Source organism: Amycolatopsis sp. NPDC005232 (assembly GCF_040607795.1).
Taxonomy (GTDB): domain Bacteria; phylum Actinomycetota; class Actinomycetes; order Mycobacteriales; family Pseudonocardiaceae; genus Amycolatopsis.
Map to the genome: position 1 here is coordinate 34,971 of NZ_JBEXHL010000023.1, position 19,971 is coordinate 54,941.

General features: G+C 70.8%; 18 protein-coding genes. 8 read left to right on the forward strand and 10 right to left on the reverse strand.

The window, feature by feature from the left end; translation table 11 throughout:
- Positions 1-14 precede the first annotated feature (14 nt).
- The 6 genes from ABZU76_RS34510 to ABZU76_RS34535 form a co-directional block, all read right to left on the reverse strand.
- Positions 15-464: a helix-turn-helix domain-containing protein gene (locus ABZU76_RS34510; RefSeq protein WP_354877116.1), complete on the reverse strand. Its 450-nt coding sequence runs from the start codon at positions 462-464 to the stop codon at positions 15-17.
- A complete protein-coding gene (locus ABZU76_RS34515) occupies positions 461-1,414 on the reverse strand; it encodes an LLM class F420-dependent oxidoreductase (RefSeq protein WP_354877119.1) in 954 nt (317 codons plus the stop codon). The genes ABZU76_RS34510 and ABZU76_RS34515 overlap by 4 nt, the downstream gene beginning before the upstream one ends.
- A 109-nt stretch (positions 1,415-1,523) precedes the next feature.
- On the reverse strand, positions 1,524-2,648 hold the full coding sequence (locus ABZU76_RS34520) for an acyl-CoA dehydrogenase family protein (RefSeq protein ID WP_354877122.1): 1,125 nt from the start codon (positions 2,646-2,648) through the stop codon (positions 1,524-1,526).
- Positions 2,649-2,727: 79 nt separating this feature from the next.
- The gene (locus ABZU76_RS34525) at positions 2,728-3,213 is read right to left on the reverse strand and encodes a universal stress protein (protein ID WP_354877125.1); all 486 of its coding nucleotides are present in this window, start codon (positions 3,211-3,213) and stop codon (positions 2,728-2,730) included.
- Between the two features lie 23 nt (positions 3,214-3,236).
- A complete protein-coding gene (locus ABZU76_RS34530; RefSeq protein WP_354877128.1) occupies positions 3,237-4,616 on the reverse strand; it encodes an MFS transporter in 1,380 nt (459 codons plus the stop codon).
- A gap of 592 nt (positions 4,617-5,208) precedes the next feature.
- Positions 5,209-6,000, reverse strand: coding sequence for an IclR family transcriptional regulator (locus tag ABZU76_RS34535; RefSeq protein ID WP_354877131.1), 792 nt, complete (start codon positions 5,998-6,000; stop codon positions 5,209-5,211).
- 124 nt (positions 6,001-6,124) lie between these two features.
- Between ABZU76_RS34535 and ABZU76_RS34540 the strand changes: the two genes are divergently transcribed.
- The 3 genes from ABZU76_RS34540 to ABZU76_RS34550 all read left to right on the forward strand — a co-directional run bounded on the left by ABZU76_RS34540 (position 6,125) and on the right by ABZU76_RS34550 (position 10,480).
- Positions 6,125-7,330 carry a CaiB/BaiF CoA-transferase family protein gene (locus ABZU76_RS34540; RefSeq protein WP_354877134.1) on the forward strand — a complete coding sequence of 402 codons (1,206 nt, stop codon included), beginning with the start codon at positions 6,125-6,127 and terminating at the stop codon, positions 7,328-7,330.
- 36 nt (positions 7,331-7,366) lie between these two features.
- Positions 7,367-8,272 carry a hydroxymethylglutaryl-CoA lyase gene (locus ABZU76_RS34545; RefSeq protein ID WP_354877137.1) on the forward strand — a complete coding sequence of 302 codons (906 nt, stop codon included), beginning with the start codon at positions 7,367-7,369 and terminating at the stop codon, positions 8,270-8,272.
- 135 nt (positions 8,273-8,407) lie between these two features.
- Positions 8,408-10,480 (forward strand): AMP-binding protein, encoded by a 2,073-nt coding sequence (locus ABZU76_RS34550; RefSeq protein ID WP_354877140.1) that lies wholly within the window; start codon positions 8,408-8,410, stop codon positions 10,478-10,480.
- Between the two features lie 3 nt (positions 10,481-10,483).
- Here ABZU76_RS34550 and ABZU76_RS34555 read toward each other — a convergent pair whose 3' ends face one another.
- On the reverse strand, positions 10,484-11,119 hold the full coding sequence (locus ABZU76_RS34555; protein ID WP_354877143.1) for a TMEM175 family protein: 636 nt from the start codon (positions 11,117-11,119) through the stop codon (positions 10,484-10,486).
- A 52-nt stretch (positions 11,120-11,171) separates the two neighbouring features.
- Positions 11,172-12,047: a LysR family transcriptional regulator ArgP gene (locus tag ABZU76_RS34560; protein ID WP_354877146.1), complete on the reverse strand. Its 876-nt coding sequence runs from the start codon at positions 12,045-12,047 to the stop codon at positions 11,172-11,174.
- Positions 12,048-12,117: 70 nt separating this feature from the next.
- Between ABZU76_RS34560 and ABZU76_RS34565 the strand changes: the two genes are divergently transcribed.
- From ABZU76_RS34565 to ABZU76_RS34585, 5 genes are all read left to right on the forward strand, one after another.
- Positions 12,118-12,726: a LysE/ArgO family amino acid transporter gene (locus ABZU76_RS34565; RefSeq protein ID WP_354877149.1), complete on the forward strand. Its 609-nt coding sequence runs from the start codon at positions 12,118-12,120 to the stop codon at positions 12,724-12,726.
- A gap of 98 nt (positions 12,727-12,824) precedes the next feature.
- Positions 12,825-13,274, forward strand: coding sequence for a MarR family winged helix-turn-helix transcriptional regulator (locus ABZU76_RS34570; RefSeq protein WP_354877152.1), 450 nt, complete (start codon positions 12,825-12,827; stop codon positions 13,272-13,274).
- Entirely contained in the window at positions 13,271-14,104 is an 834-nt protein-coding gene (locus ABZU76_RS34575; RefSeq protein ID WP_354877155.1) for an ATP-binding cassette domain-containing protein, read from the forward strand. Before ABZU76_RS34570 ends, ABZU76_RS34575 begins: the two co-directional genes overlap by 4 nt.
- The gene (locus tag ABZU76_RS34580; protein ID WP_220238957.1) at positions 14,064-14,885 is read left to right on the forward strand and encodes an ABC transporter permease; all 822 of its coding nucleotides are present in this window, start codon (positions 14,064-14,066) and stop codon (positions 14,883-14,885) included. The genes ABZU76_RS34575 and ABZU76_RS34580 overlap by 41 nt, the downstream gene beginning before the upstream one ends.
- 126 nt (positions 14,886-15,011) lie before the next feature.
- The gene (locus tag ABZU76_RS34585; protein ID WP_354877381.1) at positions 15,012-17,060 is read left to right on the forward strand and encodes a transglycosylase domain-containing protein; all 2,049 of its coding nucleotides are present in this window, start codon (positions 15,012-15,014) and stop codon (positions 17,058-17,060) included.
- Between the two features lie 252 nt (positions 17,061-17,312).
- On the opposite strand, the gene ABZU76_RS34590 is transcribed toward ABZU76_RS34585, so the two are convergent.
- Complete coding sequence (locus ABZU76_RS34590; protein WP_354877158.1) at positions 17,313-18,791, reverse strand: aldehyde dehydrogenase family protein; 1,479 nt, start codon at positions 18,789-18,791, stop codon at positions 17,313-17,315.
- 131 nt (positions 18,792-18,922) lie between these two features.
- Entirely contained in the window at positions 18,923-19,897 is a 975-nt protein-coding gene (locus tag ABZU76_RS34595) for an AraC family transcriptional regulator (RefSeq protein WP_354877161.1), read from the reverse strand.
- Positions 19,898-19,971: the final 74 nt, after the last annotated feature.

The following is a 19,971-nucleotide window of genomic DNA, read 5'->3' on the forward strand; positions in this document are numbered from 1 at the left end:
CGACCGGGCCTGGGTCAGTGGTAGCCCGGGCCCGGTTCGGGCGTCACGTTCGCCGTGGTGATCTCGTCGCCGCAGTGGGTGCAGGACAGGCGCGGGGAGACGGGTTCGCCGCAGGAGTGGCGCAGCACGAGCGGGGGGCCGTCGGGCGTCGGCAGGTGGTCGTCGCCCCAGCGCATGAGGATCACCAGTGCCGGGAAGATCTCCTTGCCGGTCGTGGTGAGGCGGTATTCGTGGCGGTCCGGGTCGGTGGCGTAGACCACGCGGTCGAACACGCCTTGTTCCACGAGCTGTTTGAGCCGCGCCGACAACGTCGGGCGGGGGATGCCGAGGTTGCGGGCGAACTGGGCGTAGCGCCGGACGCCGAAGAACGCCTCGCGCAGGATCAGCAGCGTCCAGCGCTCGCCGAGGACGTCGAGGGCCCGGCCGACGGACTCGGCCGTGAAGCGGTGCGACCCGGCCGTCACGGGGCCAGCTCGCGCAGCAGCATGCGGCCGGCTGGGTCTTCCGCCGTGGCCGGGACGAGGCCGACGTGGTCGGCGCCCGCCGCGTGGTAGGCCGCGATGCGTTCGCGCACCTGGGCGGCGGAACCGATCGCCCCGACGTCGGCGACCAGCGAAGGCGGCACCACCAGCGAGGCGCGCTTGGCGCCGGAACGGGCGGCGGCGACGAGTTCGCCGTAACCCAGCTCGGCGAACATCTCGCCATAGCCGGGCGGGCTCAGGTACACGCTGGCCTGCGCCGCGAGCTGCCGCAGCGTCGCCTCCCCCGGGTTCAACGCGACGGGCACCCACACGGCCAGCCGCGGCGGCGTGCGGCCCGCGGCGTGCGCCTGACCGTCGATCTCCTTGCGAACGCGCGAAACGTGCGAAGGCGGCACGAGGTTCAGCACGACCTCGTCCGCGATCTCCGCGGCCACCCGCGTCATCGCCGGCCCGAATGCGGCCACCGTGATCGGCACCGGCGCCGGCTCTCGCAGGCGGAACCCGTTGCTGCGCACGTGTTTCCCGTGAACCGAGAGGCGCTGTCCCTCGAGGACGGTCCGGACCGCGGCCACGGTCTCCCGCATCCGCAGGGCCGCGTGGTCCCACGGCCGGTCGTGCCAGCCGCTGACGATCGCCGGGCTCGACCCACCCAGCGCCAGCCCCACGGGCCTGCGCGCCAGCGCCGCGACCGACGCCACGCCAAGCCCCAGCGCCACCGGCGTCCGCACCCCGAGCGGCAACGGCCCGACCTTCACCCCGATCCGCTCCGTCCGCAGGCCGACGGCCGTCGCGAGCGCGAACGCGTCGAACGTCGCCATCTCCCCGACCCACAACTCCCCGAACCCATTGCGGTCCGCCTCCACGGCGATGTCCACGGCCTCGGCCGCCGGCCGATCCAGCCAGAACGGGGTCACAACGCCTAGCGCGCTCACCGCTGCACCACTCCACTCGCCAAGCCGAGCAACGCCGGCCCGATCACCCGGCGAACCACCTTGATGTCGGCGACCACCGGCGACCACGACGTCACCACCCCCACCGCGGTCACAGCTGAGCCGTTTCTGTGGGCAGGCCCAGCAGCAGGCGGCCGGTCAGCTCGAACGTCGCGGGATTCACCTGGAAGTGCGCCGTGGCGGTGTGGGCGTCGCGGAAGCGGCGTTGCAGGGGGGACGTTTCGTAGATCGCCGAGCCGCCGCCGAGGTCGTAGAGGGAGCGCGTGACGTCGGCCGAGGTGCGGACCGCGTGGGTGCACGCGAGGCGCAAGGCGAGGCGAAGGTCGTCCGGCACAACGGAATCGGACAAGGCCGCCTGCCCAGCGTCGTCGATCGCGCGGTAGTAGAACTCGCGGGCGGCGCGCAGGGAAGCCTCGGCCTCGGCGACGGCGCTCTGTGTGGCGGTGCGTTCGGCGAGTGAGCGGCGCGAGCCGCTGGGGTGCTTGGCCCCGGCGAGCTCCACGAACTCCGTGATGGCACCCCGCGCATTGCCCAGGGCGGCGGCGGAGATGGACGCGGCGAAGAACCCGAACAGCGGGAACCGGTGCAGCTGCCCGGCGCCGGTGGGCGGACCGTCCACAACGGACAGAATCCGGTGGTCGGGCACGAACACCGCGTCGGCGCTCGCGTCGTGGCTGCCGGTGCCGCGCAGGCCCGACGTGTGCCACGTGTCGTGGATTTCCAGCTCAGCCGTGGGAATCGCGGCGACCACGAGCTTCCCGTCGAGCACGACGCCCAGGAAGATCCAGTCCGCGTGCGTCACGCCGCTGCAGAACGACCAGCGCCCCGACACCGTGACCCCGCCGTCCACGGCCACGGCCTTGCCGCGCGGCGCCCACACGCCGGCGGCGACGGCATCGGGGTCACCGAAGACCTCCTGGCCGCCCTTCTCCGGCAGGTACGCGCCCAGCAGGCTGCTCGTAGCCGCGATCGACACGCACCAGCCCGCCGACGCGTCGGCCTCGGCCACGCGCTCGGCGGCCCGCAGAATTGCCGCCGCGGAAGGCTCCGCGCCGCCCAAAGAAGCCGGCAACCCCGCGCGGAACAGGCCCGAAGCCCGAGCCGCCGACACGACCTCGGGCGCCAGCGCGCGACGCCGTTCGGTTTCGCCGGCGTGCTCGGCGGCCGCCGCGGCCACGGGTTGCGCCTTGTCGAGCAGGTCGTCGCGAGTGCCCACTGTCGTCCTCCGACCGGTTCAGGAAACTTACCGGTTCAGAATTTTTACCGACTCGCGCGCGCTTGTCAACGTCCGCTGGTCACGGCACCACGACCACGGGCCAGATCCCCGCGCGCACCAGCCGGTTGCCCACCGAGCCGACGAGCCGGTGCCCGCCCTGCACCGACGCTCCGACCACGACCATGTCGGCACTCACCTGGAGCGCGGCTTCCTTCAGCTCCGGATAGGCCTCGCCGCGGCGCACCACGAACGTCACGGGCACCCCGAGCTCGTCCGCTCGGCCGCTCAGCCCGGACCGCAACTCCTCGATCTCCTCGGTGAACGTCTGCTGCTCGACGTCGACCACGGCGGCCGCGGCCAGCCCGGCCCACATCGACGGCGCCGCGACGTACACGACCACCAGCCGCGCCCGCTGGCGCCGGGCCAGGCCCGCCGCATACGAAGCCGCGCGCAACCCCGTCGGCGATGTGTCCGTGCCGACCAGGATCACGCGCGGTCCGTCGGTTCCCCGTTCGTACGGCCCGGATTCCCACCGCGGGCCGTACTCCTCGACCAGATCTTCCACGAGGCCCATTATGTCCGGAGCGGTCAGCCTTCCCCGGCCACGTTCTCCACCGAGCGGCCCGTGGTGCGCGGGCCGAGGATCGCGATGTCCAGCGCCACCAGCACGAGCGCCGCGCCGATCACCACGAACAGCGTGGTCGCGCCCGAGCTGTCAAGCAGCGGGACCAGCACGAACGGCATCAGGCCACTCGCCAGCCGCGAGATCGAGTACGTGCCGCTCGACGCCGTGGAGCGCAGCCCCGTCGGGAAGATCTCGGCCTGGTAGATGTGGTAGGAGTTCGAGAACACGTTGCTGATCGCCGTGTAGATGAAGCCGAACACGATGGCGAGGGCGATGGAGTTCGCGAGCCCGAACGCGAGGCCGAACACCGCCATCGCGAGCACCGAACCGATCACCAAGTGCTTGCGCTCCAAGCGTTCCACGAGCGGCAGCGACAACGCCGAGCCCGCTGGGTAGCCCAGGAACGTCAGCGCGGTGAACAGCAGCGACTGCGAAACCGGGTAGCCCTTCGCGGCGAGCACGAGGGGGACCATCGTGCCGAAGCCGTAGTAGCCGATGGTCTGCAACACGTGGAAAATCGTCATCATGATCGTGCGACGGCGGTACGTCGGCCCGAACAGGTCACGGACCGGCGCGGCCTTGCGCACGGGCTTCTCGACCGGTGCGGGCGCGGGCTCCTTGGCCGGGGTCTGACCCGCCTCGGCCTCGAGACCCCGGATCACGGTCTCCGCCTCCTGCGTGCGCCCCACCGAGTGCAGCCAGCGCGGCGACTCCGGCAGGCCGCGGCGCAGCAGGAACACGACGCCGGCGCCGAGCGCGCCGATCACGAACAGCCAGCGCCAGCCGGCGATGCCCAGGAACGACCCCTCCGTGAGCCCCTTCGCGAGGAAGCCGACGACCGGCACACCGCAGAACGCGAGCGTGTACGCCCACGCGATCAGCTTGCCGCGCTTGCGGGCGGGCAGCAGGTCGGTGAGGTAGGTGTCGGCCAGCGGCGGTTCGGCGCCGAGGCCCACGCCGGCGAAGAACCGGGTGATCAGCAGCATGATCGCGTTGCCGCTGAACGCGCCGAGCAGCGAGAAGAACGAGTACAGCGCCAGGTTGAGCAGGAACGCCCCGCGCCGGCCGAACCGGTCGGCCAGGCGGCCGAGCAGCAGCGCGCCGAAGAACATGCCGAGGAACGTCGAGGCCAGCAGCGGCGGGAGCGCCGCTTTGCTGAGCTTGAACTCGCTGACCAGCACCGCGCTGATCGTCCCGGTCAGGAACACCTCGTAGAACTCGAAGAACAGACCGAGCCCGACGGCGACGGTCGCGCGCCGGTGGGTGCGGGTGACCGGCAGCCGGTCGAGCCGCGCCGCGACCGCGGCCGTCCCCGGCTCCGCCGTGTCGAGGGGGTTCGCCATCCGTCGTCTCCTTTGACAGTCATGGCCGCGCGGATCAAGCGTGAGGCAGGATCCACGATGTGATTCTTGCCCCCATGATGTGGCGGTAGGCGCGCGGACGTCAAGGGTCGCGGAGCGTTGTGGATCAGCCTGAGGGGTCCACCGATCGGGACGAATCCGCCCCCGGCAGGCCGCTCACCAGCACGAAGGGTGGCGATCCGCGCGGTCGCATCGCACGACAAGAAATCTTCGCTCCGCGACGAAACCGGCGAACCAGTCACAACGGACAATGAGGCCGCTCCCCCACACGCTGACCAGCGCGAACTCGCCCCGGGATAGCGCGGTCGAGGGGATCAGCGTCGGTGAAGGCCACCTTCACGGACCAGGCTGCGGTGGCCTTGGCCGATGACGCCAGGTCGCGGGCCTCGCCTGGTTCCCGCGCCGCGACAGCCGCTCCGCCGGCGCCATCAGCCGCGATACATCTGCTGCAGACAACCGCCGCGAAAGCCTGCCGAAGCCTCAGCCGGTGAGATCGCCCTGGCGCTGCAGCCCGCGCTCCACCAACCCACCACTCACGGCACTGCCACCGAAGACAACCGCCGCAGCGCCGAAGTCAGCCGATGACGTCGCGGGCCATTCCCGCGCGGTATCCCAGGCGTTCCGACGCCGCGGACGCCGCGTCGAGCACCAACGGGGCCAGGCGCGGCACGTCGGCCGACGTCATGCGTTGCGTCGGCGCGCCGATGCCGATCACGGCGCTCAGCTCGCCCGTCAGCCCGAACACCGGGGCGCTCAGCGAGGCCGCGCCGAGGTCGCGTTCCTCGAAGCTGCTGGCGTAGCCATCGGCGCGGACCTGGGCGAGCTGCTGGTTGAGCAGGTCGATGTCGACGATCGTGTGCTCGGTGAAGCGCGCCAGGCCGTGCCCGACGGCATCACGCAGCGCCAGCCGGTCCCACGCCAGGAAGACCTTGCCGGCCGAGCCGGCGTGCAGCGGCATCACCATGCCGACCACGAACAGCCGGATCACGGGGTGGCGCGACTCGGCCAGCGACACCACCGTGCGGAATGCACCGTCGCGCACGTACAGGCAGGCCGTCTCGCCCGAGTCGTCGCGCAGTTTGTGCAGCACGGGACGCACGAGCCGCACGAGGTCGAGGCCGAAGGTGCCCGGCGCGGCCCAGCGCACGAGGCCGAGCCCGACGCGGTAGGTGTCGTCGTACCGGTCGAGGAAGCCTTCGCGCACGAGGTTGTGCACCAGCCGCTGGCAGGTGCTGGCCGGCAGGCCGGTGGCGCGGGTGATCTGCTGCAGGGTCAGCTCGGGCTCCTCGATCGTGAACGACTCGAGGATCTGCTTGAACTTCCGCAGCACCAGCACCGGCGCGGTGCCGCCCCGCTCTTCCGCCATCGCCGCCCCGCTTCTGTGACCCACCCGACTGTTTCGCCGAGTGTAGTCAGCCTCGATCGTCTTGACGGCAACACGCACACCCGTATTCTGAGGTTGCAACTCACTATGTGGTTGGAGCGTGATCATGAGCAATCGAGGCCCTCTCAACGGGGTGCGGGTGGTCGAACTGGGCAACTTCGTCGCCGCGCCCACCGCCGGCAGACTGCTGGCCGACTTCGGCGCCGACGTCGTGAAGGTCGAGCGCCCGGGCAGCGGCGACGAGCTGCGCCGCTGGCGCCTGCACGCGGGTGACACCTCCCTGCTCTTCCGCACACTGGGCCGGAACAAGCGCTCCGTCACGCTCGACCTGCGCTCCCCCGAGGGCCAGGACGTCGCGCGCAAGCTCATCGCGAAGGCCGACGTCGTCCTCGAGAACTTCCGCCCGGGCACGCTCGAACGCTGGGGCCTTGGCCCGGACGAGCTCAAGCAGCTCAACCCCGGCCTCGTCCTCGTGCGCGTGTCCGGCTACGGCCAGACCGGCCCGTACCGCGACCGGCCGGGCTTCGGCGGCGTCGCCGAGGCCGTCGGCGGCCTGCGCGCGCTCACCGGGTACCCCGATCGCCCGCCGACGCGCGTCGGCGTGAGCCTCGCCGACTCCGTCGCCGGTTTGTATGCCGTGATCGGCGCGCTGATGGGCCTGCTGCGCCGTGAACGCGAGGGCGGCGGGGGCGAGACCGTCGACGTCGCGCTGTACGAGGCCGTCTACTCGCTGATGGAATCGCTGGTCCCGGACTTCGACGCGTTCGGCGTGGTCCGCGAGCCCGCCGGCTCCGCACTGCCCGGCATCGCGCCGTCGAACACCTACCGCTGCGGCGACGGCAAGTACATCGTCGTGAGCGGCAACGGCGACGCCATCTTCCGCCGCCTCGCCCACGCCATCGGCCGCCCCGATCTCGCCGACGACCCGGCGCTGGCCGACAACGCCGGCCGCGTCGCCAACTCCGCCCGCCTCGACCAGGTCATCGGCGACTGGGCGCAGGGCCGTTCGCAGGAAGCCGCCGAGACGACGCTGCGTGCCGCCGACGTGCCCTGCGGCCCCATCCTCACCGCCGAGGACATCACCAAGGACCCGCACTTCGAGGCCCGCGGCATGCACCAGCGCCGAACCGTGCGCATCGACGACAACGACGTCGAGGTCACCTTCCCCGGCGTCGTCCCCGCGCTCGGCGAGCACCCGGGCAGCGTGCGGACGCTCGGGCCGGAGCTCGGCGAGCACACCGAAGACGTGCTGGCCGAGCTCGGCTTCGACGACGAGGCCCGCGCGCGCCTGCGCGCCGGCGGCGTGATCTGACCCTTCCGCACAGACCGAGAACAAAGGAGACCCACCATGGACGAGGTCCTCATCACCGAGGTCGTGCTGCGCGACGGCCTGCAGGACGAAGCCCGCACCGTGCCCACCCCCGACAAGCTCCGCCTCGCCCGCGGCCTCATCGACGCCGGGTTCCGTGCGCTCGAGGTCGGCTCCTTCGTCTCGAAGCGCCGCGTGCCGCAGATGGCCGACACCGACGAACTCCTGCGCACGCTCGACCCCGCGACCAGCCCCGCCACCCTGCACACGCTGGTCTTCACCGAGCGCGGCGCGCAGCAGGCCGTGGAGGCCGGCGCCCGCTCCGTGCGGCTCGTGGTCTCCGCGAGCGACGGGCACAGCACGGCCAACGCCGGCGTGCCGACCGAAGGCGCGCTCGCCCGGCTCGAGAGCTGCGCCGAGATCCTCACCGCCGCGGACGTCGCCATCGAGGCGACCATCGCGACGGCCTTCGTCTGCCCGTTCGACGGCGACACCGACCCCGCGCGCACCGCCGCCACCGCGGAACGCCTGGCCAAGCTCGGCGCCGGCGTGCTGCACCTCGCCGACACCATCGGCGCGGCCAACCCGAGCCTGCTGCGCCGCGGGATCGAAGCCGTGCGCGACGCGGTGCCCGACCTGCCGCTCGGCCTGCACCTGCACGACACCTACGGCTTCGCCGCCGCCAACGCGTGGGAGGGCCTGCGGCTCGGCATCCGCCGCTTCGACTCGTCACTCGGCGGGATCGGCGGCTGCCCCTTCGCGCCCGGGGCCTCGGGCAACATCGCCACCGACGACCTGGTCCACCTGCTTCACCGCGAAGGCATCGCCACCGGCCTCGACGTCGCGAAGCTGGCCAGCCTGCGTGACGAGGTCCGGCTCGCCGTCGGGCACGAGCTCGGCTCGGCACTCTCGTCGGTTCCTGCCACGCCCGCCGCGCTCGTCTGAAAATTCCCGTCCCGCCGGATTCCTGGTCATTCGGAGTACCGGAGCTGAGCCGATTGCTGGTAGCGTGCCCGCACCTGAACGCGCGTCCGGTACCCACCGGGGAGCGCAACGCGCGCGGCGGTGAGGCGGATCGCAATGCGAGACGATGTGGTCGAGGCGACCTCGACCGTCGGGCACCCGCCCGACGCGGTGTGGCAGATCGTCGGCTCCCCCGAGCTCTATCCGAGATTCCTGCCGGCGATCAGCTGGTGCGAGGTGACCGAGGCCCCGCTGCGCGGCCGTGGCCCGCGCTGCCTGATCAGGCTGGCTCCCGACCGGGAAACGTTGGTGGAAGGCACCATCCACGCGGTGGTGTACCGGCCCGGCGAACACGTGGTGTGGTGCGGGCTGCCCGACGAGCGCAACTGGGTCTCGTTCGAGCTGCGCGCGCTCGCGGGCGGTGCGACGGAGATCGTGCTGCGCCTGATGCTCCCGTCGCTGCCGCCCGAGCACCGCGACCTGCTTTCCCGCTCGGCGGTCAAGGGCATGCTGAAGGAACTGACGCGGCGGATCGAGCTGCAGCTTTCCGGCGAAGCCGCCGAGCCGCCGGAGTACGACCGCGCGACGACGCTGCGCACGGCTAACACGCTGGTACGCGCGGGCGTGCTCGTCGCGGGCCGGCCGGACAAGGTCGCGAAGCAGCTCAACTCGCTTTCGCAGTGGGGCGCCACGATCGCCGGCGGCTACCTCGCGGCGACCGCACGCGGCGCCGACGACATCGCGGTGCACGACGAACGCAACAGCCGCTCGTTCCGCGACATCGACGAGCGCAGCAACCAGCTGGCCAACTCCCTGGCGAAGCTGGACGTGCGGCCGGGCCAGCGCGTGGCGCTGATGTGCCGCAACCACGCGGCGATGGTCGAGGCGTTCGTCGGGTGCAGCAAGCTCGGCGTGGACGTGGTGCTGCTCAACACCGGCTTGTCGCCCTCCGCGGTGGAAGACGTGCTCACCGAGCACCAGCCCGCCGCGGTGCTGGCCGACGACGAGTTCGCGCAGACCATCGCGGGAGTGCAGGGCGACTTCCCCCGCGTGAGCACGTGGGACGACGCCGAGCAGGGTTACCGGACTGTCGACGAGCTCATCCACGAGGCGTCCAAGGCGCGGCCGAAGCCGGCCAAGCGGCCGGGCCAGATCGTGGTGCTCACCTCCGGCACCACCGGCACGCCGAAGGGAGCGCGCCGTCCGACGCCGAAGGGCCTGAGTACCGCGGCGAGCATCCTCGCGAGGATTCCCTTGCGGGCACGGGACAAGATCGCCGTCGCGGCACCGCTGTTCCACAGCTGGGGCCTGGCGGCGTTGCAGGTCGGGATGTCGGTGCGGGCGGAGCTGTCGCTGATCCGCCGGTTCGACGCGGAGCAGACGCTGCGGATGATCGCCGAGCACCGCTGCGACGCGCTGTTCGCCGTGCCGATCATGTTGCAGCGCATCCACGAGCTGCCCGAGCGCGTGCGCAGCCGCTACGACCTGTCGTCGCTGCGGATCGTGGCCAGCAGTGGTTCGGCGATGTCGGGCTCGTTCGTGTCGTCGTTCATGGACACCTACGGCGACATCCTCTACAACTTCTACGGCTCCACCGAGGTTTCCTGGGCCAGCATCGCCGACCCGGTCGACCTGCGCGCCGCGCCGACCACCGCCGGCCGCTGCCCGCCGGGCACCCGCATCGCCATCCTCGACGACGAGCGCCGCCCCGTGCCGCCCGGCGACGAGGGCCAGATCTTCGTCGGCAACGACATGCTCTTCGACGGCTACACCAACGGCTCCAGCGTGCCGCGCTCGAAGGACCTGATGGCCACCGGCGACGTCGGCTACCAGGACGCGGCCGGCCGGCTGTTCGTCACCGGCCGCGCCGACGAGATGATCGTGTCCGGCGGCGAGAACGTGTTCCCGCGCCCGGTGGAAGAGGCGCTGGTCGCGTTGCCCGGCGTCTACGAGGCGGCCGTGGTGGGCGTGCCGGACGAGGAGTTCGGCCAGCGCCTCGCCGCGTACGTCGTGCTCCGCGGCGGCGCGCGCATGCACGCCGAGGACGTGCGGCACTACATCCACCAGAAGCTGGCCCGCTTCGCCGTGCCGCGCGATGTGTACTTCGTGCCGGAGCTCCCGCGCAACGCCACGGGCAAGATCCTCAAGCGGATGCTCAACGACGACCTGTGGCCGTTGCCGCAGGCGTGAGCGTCAGCGGTCGGCCCTGCGGCTGACGATCCACCGGGCGACCCAGGGCGCGGGGATAAGCAGCAAGAGGGCGTAGTAGCCGAGCACGGGTTCGACGGCGGCCGCGACAAAGGCGATCAGCAGCGCGGCCGTGGACAACAAGTTGTTACCGAGCCACAGGTCGGTCACGGAATCGGGGCTGCGGGCCACGTTCCGGTCCCGGCGGATGATCAGCACCAGCGCGGACTGGGCAGCGCTGCTCGCGAAGATCGTGCCCGTGTAGAACATGGCGGCGAAGCGGTTGGTCCCGAACGAACCGATGATCTCCGTCGGGAACGGCAGCACGGCGATGGTGAAGAGCCACACGAAGTTCGCGTACACCAGCGGCCCGCTGTAGGCGCGGACCTCTTCGAAGATGCGATGGTGGCCCCACCACATCCGCGCGATCACCACGAAGCTCAGCACGAAGCTGAAGAGCTGGTTCCGGTGCTCCAGAACGACATCGACGGCTTCCTTGTGCTCCGCCGCCAGCTCGGGCACCAGATCGGTCAGCGGCAGCACGAGCAACGTCAACGCGATGGCCACCACGGCGTCGCTGAAGAACACGAGCCGCTCGGGTGATTTCGTCCGCTCCACATTGCTCTCCACGCTGTGATCCAACCACCTCACGATGTGTGCGTGAAGCTGGGGCCGGGGTGTCTACTCAGGACAGTCACTTCCGCAGAGCGGTAGCCGCCGCTGCCTCGACCGCCTCCGCCAGAGCAGCCAGCGCCGGTGAGTCCAGCTTCCACTGTTGCCAGTACAGCGGCACATCCGCCGGCCGGTCCGGCGCCAGGTCCACCAAAGAGGACCCCCGCGTCTGAAGTTCCGACACCATCCCCCAGCCCAGGCCGGCGGTGACGGCGTCCGCGAAGGACTGCGACGAAGGCACGTAGTGGCGGGCGCCGAGCGGTAGCGAGCGGCGGGTGAGGCTGCGCAGGAAGCGGTCCTGGAGGTCGTCCTTGCGGTCGAAGAGCACGGCGGGCGCCTCGGCCAGCGCGGAAGCCAGGGGGCGGTCCGCGAGCCAGCGCGCGACGAACGCCGGGGAAGCCATGGCGCGGTAGCGCATGAGGCCCAGGCGCGTTGAAGTGCAGCCCTGCACGGGGTGGGGCGCGGACGTGACGGCGGCCATCACGAGGCCCTCGCGCAGGAGGGTGGCGGTGTGGTCCTGGTCATCGCTGCGGAGGTCGAAGGACACGCCGGGCACGGCGGCCAGCGCGGGGAGGAACCAGGTGGCCAGGGAGTCGGCGTTGACGGCGATCGGAAGGGTCGTCGGGCCCACGACGCCCACCAGGCCGAGTTCCGCGCGGGTGTCCTCCTCCAGACGCGTGAGCTGGCGGGCGAACCGCACGACGACCTGGCCCGAGTCGGTGAGCCGCACGGGTTTCGTCCGCAGGATGAGCACGCGGCCAAGGCGTTGTTCGAGCGCCTTCACGCGCTGGCTGACGGCCGACGGCGTCACGTGCAGCACGGCGGCCGCGCGGTCGAACGACTGCTCGTCGACCACGGCGAGGAGCGTCCGGACCTGGTCGAGAGGGAGATCTGACATCACGGCAGCTAATGTTACGTAAGAACCTTTAGTTGGCCTAACCCGAAGGCCCCGCCTTACGGTCGAAGGCGTGGTTCCCGCACTCGCCGCCGGCTTCGGTACCGGCCTTTCGCTCATCGTCGCCATCGGGGCGCAGAACACGTTCGTGCTGCAGCAAGGGTTGCGCGGCGGGGCCGTCAAACGGCTGATCGTGGTGTGCGCCCTGTCGGACGTCGTGCTGATCGCCGTGGGGGTGAGCGGGATCGGCGCGGTGTTGCAGCGCTGGCCGGCGGCGATCACGGCGATCGGGGTCGTCGGTGGGGCGTTCCTGGTGACGTACGGGTTCCTCGCGGCGAGGCGCGCGATGAAGCCCGGCGCGCTGACGACAAGCGCGCTCGAGCCCGTGTCCCCGCGGCGCACGGTGCTCACCGGCCTCGCGCTGACCTGGCTCAACCCCCACGTCTACCTCGACACCGTGCTCCTGCTCGGCTCCGTGGCGGCCGGCCAGGGCGGTGGTCGCTGGGTCTTCGGCGTCGGCGCCGCGCTGGCGAGCGCTGTCTGGTTCAGCGCGCTGGGCCTGGGCGCGCGCCGGCTCGCGGGGGTGTTCGCGCGACCGGCCGCCTGGCGGATCCTCGACGGGCTGATCGCCGTGACGATGACCGCGCTCGGCTTCTCGATGGTGCTCAGCCGGCTCGCCTGAAATCGCCAAGAAGGCCAACGAGCGTAAATCGTGAACAATAAGACCTAAGAGACATTTGGCGTTGATAATAACTCTGACTCAGAGCTAATGTCGAAGGCATGACCCCACCTCCCGACCTCGCCGAGCGGCTGATGTCCGCCGTGCAGGGCATCCGCCGCGTCGTGCGGCGGCGGGTACGCGCGGAAGTGCCCGGCCCTCCGCTGCCCGGCGCGCAGGTCGAGCTGCTGCGGGTCGTCGACCGGCTGCCCGGCATCGGCGTCGCCGCGGCGGCGCGCGAGCTGAGCCTCGCCGGCAACTCCGTGAGCACGCTCGTGAACCTCCTCGTCGAAGCCGGGCTGCTGCGCCGTGAGGTGGACCCGGCCGACCGGCGCGCCGCGCAGCTGCAGGTGACCGAGGCCGCGCGCGAGCGCATGGCGATCTGGCGTAAAGCGCGGACCGGGCTGGTCTCGGCCGCGCTCACGCAGCTGTCCGAAGAGGACACCGTGTCGATCACCGCGGCCCTGCCCGCGCTGGAGAAGCTGATGGACGCCCTGAAGGAGGAGGCATGAGCGCCCTGGAAACCGACCGCGAAGCCGGGCCCGAGCCCGCCGTCAGGTGCACCGGCCTGCACCACTCGTTCGGCACCACGAAGGCCGTCGACGGCGTCGATCTGGAGATCGTGCCGGGTGAGATCTTCGGCCTGCTCGGCCCGAACGGCGCCGGCAAGACCACCACCATCCGCATGATCACCACCCTGCTGCCGCTCGACGCGGGCGCCATCACCGTGTTCGGCGTCGATGTCACGCGCCGCCGCATGGCCGTGCGCCGCCTGATCGGGTACGTGCCCCAGCAGCTCTCGGCCGACGGCGCGCTCACCGGACGCGAGAACGTGTCACTGTTCGCGCGGCTGTTCGACGTCCCCCGCTCCCGCCGCGCCGACGAGGTCCACCGCGCGCTCGACCTGGTGGGCCTGCTGAATGAAGCCGACCGGCCCGCGGGCGGCTACTCCGGCGGCATGATCCGCCGGCTCGAGCTCGCGCAGGCGCTGGTGAGCTCACCCCGGCTGCTCGTGCTCGACGAGCCGACCGTGGGCCTCGACCCGGTGGCGCGCTCGGCGGTGTGGGACCGCATCACCGAGATCCGCACGCGCACCGGCATGACAGTGCTCGTCACGACCCACTACATGGACGAAGCCGAGCAGTACTGCGACCGCGTCGCCCTCATGCACGCCGGCCGCGTCCGCGCGCTCGGCACCCCCGCCGAGCTCGAGGCGGAGCTCGGCCCGGACTCCACTTTGGACGACGTGTTCCGGTCGATGACCGGCGACGCGCTGCAGAGCGAAACAGGAGGGATGCGCAATGTCCGTGCCACTCGCCGCACCGCCCGCCGTCTCGGCTGACCCGGGACCACTGGAACAACTGCGCATCCTGCTCTCCCGCATCGGCGCGATGTGCCTGGTGGAGCTGCAGAAGCTGCGCCGCGACCAGTCCGAGCTGATCACCCGCGCGATCCAGCCCGCACTGTGGCTGCTGATCTTCGGCGAGACGTTCACGCGGATCCACGCGATCCCGACCGGCTCGATCCCCTACCTCGACTACCTCGCGCCCGGCATCCTCGCGCAGTCGGCGTTGTTCATCTCCATCTTCTACGGCATCCAGATCATCTGGGAACGCGACGCCGGAGTGCTCTCGAAGCTGCTCGTCACGCCGACACCGCGGGCCGCGCTCGTGGCGGGCAAGGCGTTCGCGGCCGGGCTGCGCGCGCTCGTGCAGGCGCTGATGGTGCTCGTGCTCTCGGCCATCCTCGGCGTGGGCCTCACCGCGAACCCGCTGCGGCTGCTGGGCATGGTCGTGATCGTGATCCTCGGTTCGGCGTTCTTCTGCTGCTTCTCCATCGTGATCGCCGGCATCGTGCTCTCCCGCGAGCGGCTGATGGGGATCGGGCAGGCCATCACCATGCCGTTGTTCTTCGGGTCCAACGCCCTCTACCCGGTGGACCTGATGCCCGGCTGGCTGAAGGTGCTCAGCCACATCAACCCGTTGAGCTACCAGGTCGACGCCCTTCGCGGACTTCTCATCGGCACTCCGGCCAACCTCGGGCTGGACTTCGGCGTCCTAGTGGGTGCGACCGCCTTGGCGATCGGCGTCGCATCGGCTCTGCTCGGAAGGTTGGCTCGATGACAAACTCTGCTTTACCCACCGTATTCACACGAGCCCGGTCGTAGGTTGGGGACCGTGGGAAAAGGCAAGGGGGTAGCCCCGTTCCTCGGATTGTGCGTGCTGGCAGGCGTTCTCGTCGCAGGCACGATGGCACCGGTCGCCATCGGCGCGGGTGTTTTGTCCAATCAGGTCAGTGACTCCGTCGACGCGATCTCCGCGGATCTGGAGCACGCGGACCCGCCACTCGTGACAACGGTGACGGACCGGAACGGCGGCACGATCGCGACTTTGTACGCGCAGTACCGCATTCCGGTCACCGCGGCGCAGATCTCGCCCGCGATGAAGGCCGCGATCGTCGACATCGAGGACCGCCGGTTCTACACCGAAGGCGGTGTGGACCCGCAGGGCATGCTGCGCGCGGCGGTGAACGACAGCTCGGGCGGAGACCTGCAGGGCGCGTCGACGATCACGCAGCAGTACGTGAAGAACTACCTCATCAACGTCGTCGACCGCAACGACAAGACGGCGCAGGACAAGGACCGCGAGGACTCGCTGGCCCGCAAGCTGCGCGAGGCCAAGATGGCCGTGCAGATCAGCCAGACCGTGTCCAAGAACGACGTGCTCGCCGACTACCTGAACGTGGTGGAGTACACCGGCACCGTCTACGGCATCGGCGCGGCCGCGGAAGCGTATTTCGGGACCACAGCGGACAAACTGACCGTGCCACAGGCCGCGCTGCTGGCGGGCATGGTGAACAACCCCAGCGTCTACAACCCGTACACGCATCCGGACAACGCGCTCAAGCGGCGCAACACCGTCATCGATTCCATGGTCACGGCGAAGTCCATCCCGGCTTCCTTCGCCGCCACCGCGAAAGCGACACCGCTCGGCGTGGTCGGCACGCGCCCGGCCGCGCCGTCGAGCACGTGCATGGGCGCAGCGCCCGACGCCGGGTTCTTCTGCGCGTACGCGGTGAACTACCTCAAGCAGGCCGGGTTCACGATCGACCAGCTCGACACCGCCGGCTACGTCGTCAAGACCACGCTCGACCCGCACGTGAGCCAGGTCGTGAAGGACGCGGTGGACGCCAACGTGCCGACGACGCAGGACGGCGTGGCCAACACGTTCGCCGTGGTGCAGCCGGGCGCGAGCGGGCACCAGGTGCTCGCGATGGTCGCCAACCGCAACTACGGCACCGATCCGGCCCAGGGCGAGACGTCCACGAACATCGTGGCCGACGCGAGCAACAAGTTCGGCGCCGGTTCGTCGTTCAAGATCTTCACCTCGGCCGCGGCGATGGTGGCGGGCAAGGCCGGGCTGAACACGCCGCTGCCCAACCCGTTCAGCAACTGCTTCACGCCGCCGAACGCGAACAAGTACACGCCGTGCTACCCGGTGAGCAACGACGGCACCAGCTACCCCGACCCGATCTCGCTCGCCAGCGGCCTGGCGACGTCGCCGAACGTCGCGTTCGTGGGGCTCGAATCGCAGGTCGGCATGCCCACCGTGCTGGACATGGCGCGCAAGCTGGGCCTGCGCACCACGCTCGCGACCAACGACGCGGGCAACCCGCCGATCACCGACCCGTCGGACGCGCGGTCGAAGAACCCGCAGTACGACGAGCCGCAGTCGCAGTACTTCCAGAACCTGCTCTCGTTCACCCTCGGCAACAGCCCGGTGAGCCCGCTGGAGATGGCGAACGTCTCGGCGACACTGATGAGCGGCGGCACGTGGTGCCCGCCCAATCCGATCCTGTCGGTGACCGATCGCGACGGCCAAGCTGTGCCCGTGAAGCAGCAGGGGTGCGAGCAGGTGATCCCGACGGGCGTCGCCAACACGCTTGAGGCCGGGCTCTCGCAGGACACCACGGTCGGCACGTCAGCCGCCGCCGCGCACTCGGCCGGCTGGACGCGCCCGGACATCGGCAAGACGGGAACCACGCAGGAGTCGAAGTCGGTCGCCTTCGTCGGCGGCGTCGACAACTTCGGCGTGTCCTCCATGGTCTTCGCCGACGGCCGCAACCCTGAGGAAATCTGCCCCGGCACCCCGGTGCACCTGGGCAACTGCGGCCACGGCGCGTTCGGTGGCACGGTGGCGGCCCCGCCGTACTTCCACGCGATGAGCACGCTGCTGGCGGGTGTCCCCGACACCCCGATCCCGCCGCCGGACCCGCAGTACCTCGACGCGCGGAACTGAACCGCCTGCAGGTCCGGCCGAAGGGCTCCTTGAGGGACTTCGATTCCCGCAAGGAGCCCTTCACAAACCACAGAGGCGGCCCGCGCGGCCCCGCGGCGTCCCGGCCGACTTGGCGCGAGGGCGAAATGACCGAGTCGACAGCCCGTTCTTCGTGCTCCCAGCGACCCACGTCGACGGGTGGCGCGCCGAAACCGCGGACGACGACGTCTGGAAGCCCGTCGTCCGCGGCTGAGCGGTCGTTCGAAAAGCGGCTCAGCCGAACAGCGGCGGCGGCAGTTCCTCCGCCAGCACGATCGACTTCAGCTGCGTGTACATGTCCAGCGTTTCCTTGCAGTACTCCCGGCCGAGACCGCTGCCCTTGTAGCCGCCGAAGGGCGAGCCGTCGACGAGGTTGAAGTACTGGTTGACCCACACGGAGCCGGCGTGGAGGCGGTCGGCGGTGCGCATCGCGTTCTTCAGGTTGGTGGTGTAGACGCCGGCGGCGAGGCCGTACTCGACGTCGTTGGCCTGGTCGATCAGCGTGTCGTAGTCCTTCCAGCGGATGACCGACAGCACCGGGCCGAAGATCTCCTCCTGCGCGATGCGGCTGGAGTTCTCGGTCTCGAACACGGTCGGCTCGATGAACCAGCCGTGTTCGCTGCCGGCCACCGTCGTGCGGCCGCCGCCGGTGACCAGTGACGAGTCGGAGCGGCCGGCGTCGATGTAGTCCAGTACGCGCTGGCCCTGCTTCTCCGACACGAGACAACCGAGGCGCGTGGCGGGGTCGAGCGGGGAGCCGACGCGCACCCCCTGGAAGCTCGCGGAGAGCTTGCCCAGGAAGTCGTCGTACAGGTCGTCGTGCACGAACAGGCGCGTGCCGGCGAGGCAGGACTGGCCGTTGCAGTAGGTGGCGGCGAACGTCGCGTTGTCGATGACCCGGTCGAGGTCCTCGATGTCGGGGAACACGATGTTCGGGCTCTTGCCGCCCAGCTCCAGCGACACCGGCACGAGCCGCTCGGCGCCGGCGTGCGCGACGAGCCGGCCGACTTCCGCGGAGCCGGTGAAGGCGAGCTTGTCCACGTCCGGGTGCGCGGTGAGCGCGGCGCCGGCCTCGTCACCGTAGCCCGGCACGACGTTGACCACGCCGGGTGGGAAAAGTTCGGCGAGCTTCGTGCACAGTTCCAATGTGGACAGTGACGCGTTCTCGTCCGGCTTGAGCACCACCGTGTTCCCGGCCGCGAGCGCCGGGGCGAGCTTGAACGCGGTCATGATCGCGGGCACGTTCCACGGGATGATCTGCCCGACGACGCCGATCGGCTCGCGTTTGGCGATGGCCCAGCCGCCGGCGACGGGGTGGTTCCAGCCGTCGTGCGTGACGGCGGCCGAGGCGAAGAACCGGTACTGCCCCACCGCGATCCGGTGGTCCAGCGGCGTTTCGAAGATCGTGCGGCCGATGTCCATCGTGTCGATGGCGGCCAGGCTCTCGGCGTTGGCCTCGATCCAGTCGGCGAGGCGGTGCAGCAGCAGCGACCGCTCCTCGGGGCGCGTGGCGGCCCACTTGGGGAACGCCGCGCGGGCGGCGGCCACGGCGGCGTCGACGTCGGCCGCGCCGCCGCGGGTGATCGTCGCGAGCTGCGCGCCGGTGGCGGCGTCCACCGCCGGGAAGGTCTCGGTGGAGATCGAGCGGAACTCACCGTTGATCAGTGGTTCGTAGTGGGAAGCGAGCGCCGGTTCGAGCTGTTCGACGGTCATAGGTGTCCTCCTCCGAGTGACGTGGCTTACATCTGCTGCGGAGTATTCGGCACCGCAACGGTGAGTCAACGCGTCGTGCGTTCCCCGGCCCCCGCCGTGCGCGAACCGGCTTTTCACGACGGGGGACGCGGCTATCCGTTGCCGCGCAAGGTGTCCGACGGGCCGCAGCCGTAAAGACGCCGGTGCTCGGCGCTGAACCGCCCGGCGTTGCCGAAACCCCACCGCGCCGCGACGGACGCCACCGTCGTCTCCTCCGGCGACCGCTCACGCAGTTCCGCGTGCGCCCGGCGCAGCCGCGTCTCCCGCAAGTACGCCACCGGCGAAGGCCGCCCCGCCCGGCTGAACGCGGCCTGCAGCCCGCGCACGCTCAGCCGCGCGGCCGCCGCGATCTCGAGCAGCCCGATGTCCTCCGCGGCGTTCAGCTCGATGAACGCCTCGGCGCGCCGCACGGCCGCCGGCGACACCTGGCCTGCCGGCTCGGCCTCCGCTTCGCCGAATGTGCTCGGGTACGCCTCCAGCAACGCGGTCGCCGCGAGCCGGAAGAGCTGGGCGGCGAGCAGCGGGCTGCCCGCCATCCCGTCGGCCGACCGCGTTTCGTCCAGCAGCAGCCGGGTCGCGGTGTCCCACCGGCGGGCGGCAGCGCCCGACGCGGGCGCGCCGAGCGCGAAGCGCACCGGCCGCGGCTCGTCCCACCCGCGCAGCTCGGCGGCGATCCGTTCGAGCCCGTCGCGGTCCAGCACGGTGTTGAGCACCTCGGCGCTGTCGTACCACCGCAGCTGGTACGAGCCGTACGCGTCCATCACGAGCGCGCCCGACCCGGCACCGACGAGACCGTCGGCGGTCGAGCGGACAGCGAAGCGGCCCTTGAGCGGACGCGTGACGAGCACGAAGTCGTCGAACGGCACCGGATCGACGCGCACCTCGGGCCCGCCGTACACGAGGTCGAACAGCCGCACCTTGGCGAACCCGCGCGAGCTCTGCCGGCACACGAACCCGCGCGCGCCGCCGACGAGGTCGAGCCGGTGCGGGCAATACACGTCGCTGAGCCGCGTCCGCGCCTCGTCCGGATCGCGCGTGTCGACCTCGGGTTTCACGACCGCAGCCATGACTCGGCCCCCTTCGGCCGCTCTAGCGTCTTCCTGACGATCGTAAATTGTATTACAGTGGCGTTCTCTTGACG

Excerpts from the sequence above, each read along its gene's own strand:
- ABZU76_RS34575 (WP_354877155.1), top strand. The coding sequence starts at position 13,271 with ATGAGCGCCCTGGAAACCGACCGCGAAGCCGGGCCCGAGCCCGCCGTC.
- ABZU76_RS34545 (WP_354877137.1), top strand. The coding sequence starts at position 7,367 with ATGGACGAGGTCCTCATCACCGAGGTCGTGCTGCGCGACGGCCTGCAG.
- ABZU76_RS34570 (WP_354877152.1), top strand. The coding sequence starts at position 12,825 with ATGACCCCACCTCCCGACCTCGCCGAGCGGCTGATGTCCGCCGTGCAG.
- ABZU76_RS34530 (WP_354877128.1), bottom strand. The coding sequence starts at position 4,616 with ATGGCGAACCCCCTCGACACGGCGGAGCCGGGGACGGCCGCGGTCGCG.
- ABZU76_RS34540 (WP_354877134.1), top strand. The coding sequence starts at position 6,125 with ATGAGCAATCGAGGCCCTCTCAACGGGGTGCGGGTGGTCGAACTGGGC.
- ABZU76_RS34560 (WP_354877146.1), bottom strand. The coding sequence starts at position 12,047 with ATGTCAGATCTCCCTCTCGACCAGGTCCGGACGCTCCTCGCCGTGGTC.
- ABZU76_RS34590 (WP_354877158.1), bottom strand. The coding sequence starts at position 18,791 with ATGACCGTCGAACAGCTCGAACCGGCGCTCGCTTCCCACTACGAACCA.
- ABZU76_RS34535 (WP_354877131.1), bottom strand. The coding sequence starts at position 6,000 with ATGGCGGAAGAGCGGGGCGGCACCGCGCCGGTGCTGGTGCTGCGGAAG.
- ABZU76_RS34585 (WP_354877381.1), top strand. The coding sequence starts at position 15,012 with ATGGCACCGGTCGCCATCGGCGCGGGTGTTTTGTCCAATCAGGTCAGT.
- ABZU76_RS34595 (WP_354877161.1), bottom strand. The coding sequence starts at position 19,897 with ATGGCTGCGGTCGTGAAACCCGAGGTCGACACGCGCGATCCGGACGAG.
- ABZU76_RS34550 (WP_354877140.1), top strand. The coding sequence starts at position 8,408 with ATGCGAGACGATGTGGTCGAGGCGACCTCGACCGTCGGGCACCCGCCC.
- ABZU76_RS34580 (WP_220238957.1), top strand. The coding sequence starts at position 14,064 with ATGTCCGTGCCACTCGCCGCACCGCCCGCCGTCTCGGCTGACCCGGGA.